Here is a 2,117-nt window from a genome sequence, read left to right as displayed (position 1 = left end):
ACTTCCTTGATGAGGCGGGAGGCGAGGGCGAGCATCCACCGGGCCGAGGTCTCGTCCCGGGCGCGGTCAGGGTCCGGGGCGACGTCCGCCAACGCGGCCGGGGAGATGACGTAGGAGCTCGCGGTGGCCCGCAGTACCCGTTCGGTGCAGTTGCCCTTGCGTCGTTCCTCGACCAGCTCGACGAGGCCGTGCTGTTCCAGCGTGCGCAGGTGATAGTTGATCTTCTGCCGGGTCAGGCCTGTTTGTGCGGCCAGCGTGGTGGCCGAGCCGGGCTCGGCCAGGGCGGCCAGCAGCCGGGCGCGCACCGGGTCGAGCGAGACCTCGGCTGCGGCCGGGTCTTCGATCACTGCGACATCGAGCATGGGTTCATGGTGCATCCGAAAAGAAAAGTTGTCAAGAAGAATTCTACTGTCGGTTGTCCTCGTCGTGGCGGCGGTGCCGCTGAGCGCCGCTGTGCCGCGTCGCACTCCGCCCTGCCGCGTCCCGACGACCACCGATCGGCGGCGGGTGGCCGCCGACGGGCCGACGTGGCGGCGCTCGGCGCGGGGTGCCCGTCTTGTTGTTGGGTCCGGGACTCCGACATTATCGATCATGAAAGTGGGCGACTTTTCGGCTGTCCCAGCTACCGAAAACTCGCCCCACCTTTTTTCCAAGCCCGAAACGGGCCGCCCAGGCCACCGTCTCCGGCATGACTCAAACCCACCGGTCGACCATGATCCAAAGTGTGGTGTCACCGGAGGCGGCGGACGGACGTGACCGCTGAGAGAGACCTGGCCGTGGTGACGCCTGCTCGTAACGTGGCTGCCGGCACGCCGTCCTCGGTCCGGCCTGGTCCGGCGACGAGGAGAGGACGACCTGATTTGGAGGAGACCGACGGGCCCGCCGCCGAGCCCTACACCATGTTCTGTGATCTGGACGTCGGCAAGGAAAGCCACCACGCGACCGCGCTGACCCGCTCGGGCGGGAAGGTCCACGACGGTCCGCTGCCCAACGACGAGCCCGAGGATGTCGACACCTACGACTTCCCGAGCCTCGCCGATGGCAAGGCCATCCCCTACGGCGTCTACGACATCGCCGACAACAGCGCCTGGGTATCGGTCGGGATGACCACGACACCTCCGTGTTCGCGGTCGCCACCATCACCACATGGTGGAACACGATGGGGAAGAAGAAATACCCCACGGCGAGGAGACCGCTCATCACCGCCGATGGTGGCGGCTCCAATGGCCACCGACTCTGGCTATGGAAGCATGAACTCGCCAGGCTTGCCGCTGCCACCGGCCTGGAGATCACCGTCCGCCGCTACCCGCCTGGAACCAGTAAATGGAACAAGATAGAGCACAGGCTGTTCTCCCGCATCACCCTCAACTGGCGCAGGCGGCCACTGACCAGCCATCAACCCGGCAAAAGAATAGCTTCTTCCATTACGGGTCCTAAACGCTCAGGTCAGACGGTATGCGGGGCCTACCCATCGGACGAGTGATGGACCTGACGCACCACAATAAGAACAGTTTGATCTTGTTTGAAGGTCCTGAAATCACCGTCCGCCCGGTCGGGAAGCGCATGTTGACCAGGGACGATGCGCGGTGAACCCCGAGACGGGGGCGCGTCGAACGACATCGAACATGTGTTCCGCCGACCTGGTAGGGCGGGTGTCGCGGCCTGTGCGCGTGGCAGGCGGGTTCGGCTGACCGTCGCACGTTCTCTTCGGGGAGTCACGGATGCGCCATCGAGTGGTGTCTCACGCGTGATACACTCATGCTCATGACGGAGGTGGCGGTTCGGGATCTGCGCAACCACGGCGGCGAGATTCTCGACCGTGTCGCGGGCGGGGAGTCGTTGACGGTGACCCGGGACGGCCGTGCGGTCGCGGAGTTGCGGCCACTGCGTCGCCGTCCCCTGCCGGCAGCCCTGCTCCTGGAACGGTGGCGTCGCCTGCCGGCCGTCGATCCTGCGCGGCTCAGAGCGGACATCGACAGTGTGCTGGACCCGGCGCTGTGACACGTCCGCCAGTGGACCACGAACGTGGAGTCCTCGACACCAGCACCGTGATCATGTTGTCGCGGATCGAGGACTCGGCCAGCGTGACCGCGGTGATCAGCGGTTCCGCGGGAAGG

2 protein-coding genes and 1 pseudogene are annotated in these 2,117 nt (G+C 65.9%); 2 read left to right on the top strand and 1 reads right to left on the bottom strand.

Annotated features, from left to right (window positions below; genetic code table 11):
- Positions 1-593: ArsR/SmtB family transcription factor (locus tag DD1DGNOD_RS29905; RefSeq protein ID WP_241255871.1), on the bottom strand; the 593-nt coding region annotated here is incomplete at its 3' end.
- 393 nt (positions 594-986) lie between these two features.
- Between DD1DGNOD_RS29905 and DD1DGNOD_RS20500 the strand changes: the two are divergent.
- Both DD1DGNOD_RS20500 and DD1DGNOD_RS20495 read left to right on the top strand, forming a co-directional pair.
- Positions 987-1,399, top strand: a pseudogene (locus DD1DGNOD_RS20500) (ISAzo13 family transposase); the annotation flags it as partial.
- 359 nt (positions 1,400-1,758) lie between these two features.
- On the top strand, positions 1,759-2,001 hold the full coding sequence (locus tag DD1DGNOD_RS20495) for a type II toxin-antitoxin system Phd/YefM family antitoxin (protein WP_206443337.1): 243 nt from the start codon (positions 1,759-1,761) through the stop codon (positions 1,999-2,001).
- The last annotated feature ends 116 nt before the right edge of the window (positions 2,002-2,117 follow it).

It is taken from the genome of Candidatus Protofrankia californiensis (assembly GCF_900634765.1).
Taxonomy (GTDB): domain Bacteria; phylum Actinomycetota; class Actinomycetes; order Frankiales; family Frankiaceae; genus Protofrankia; species Protofrankia californiensis.
Note: the sequence above shows the minus strand (reverse complement) of the source record. Positions and strands in the feature narration are given on the sequence as shown.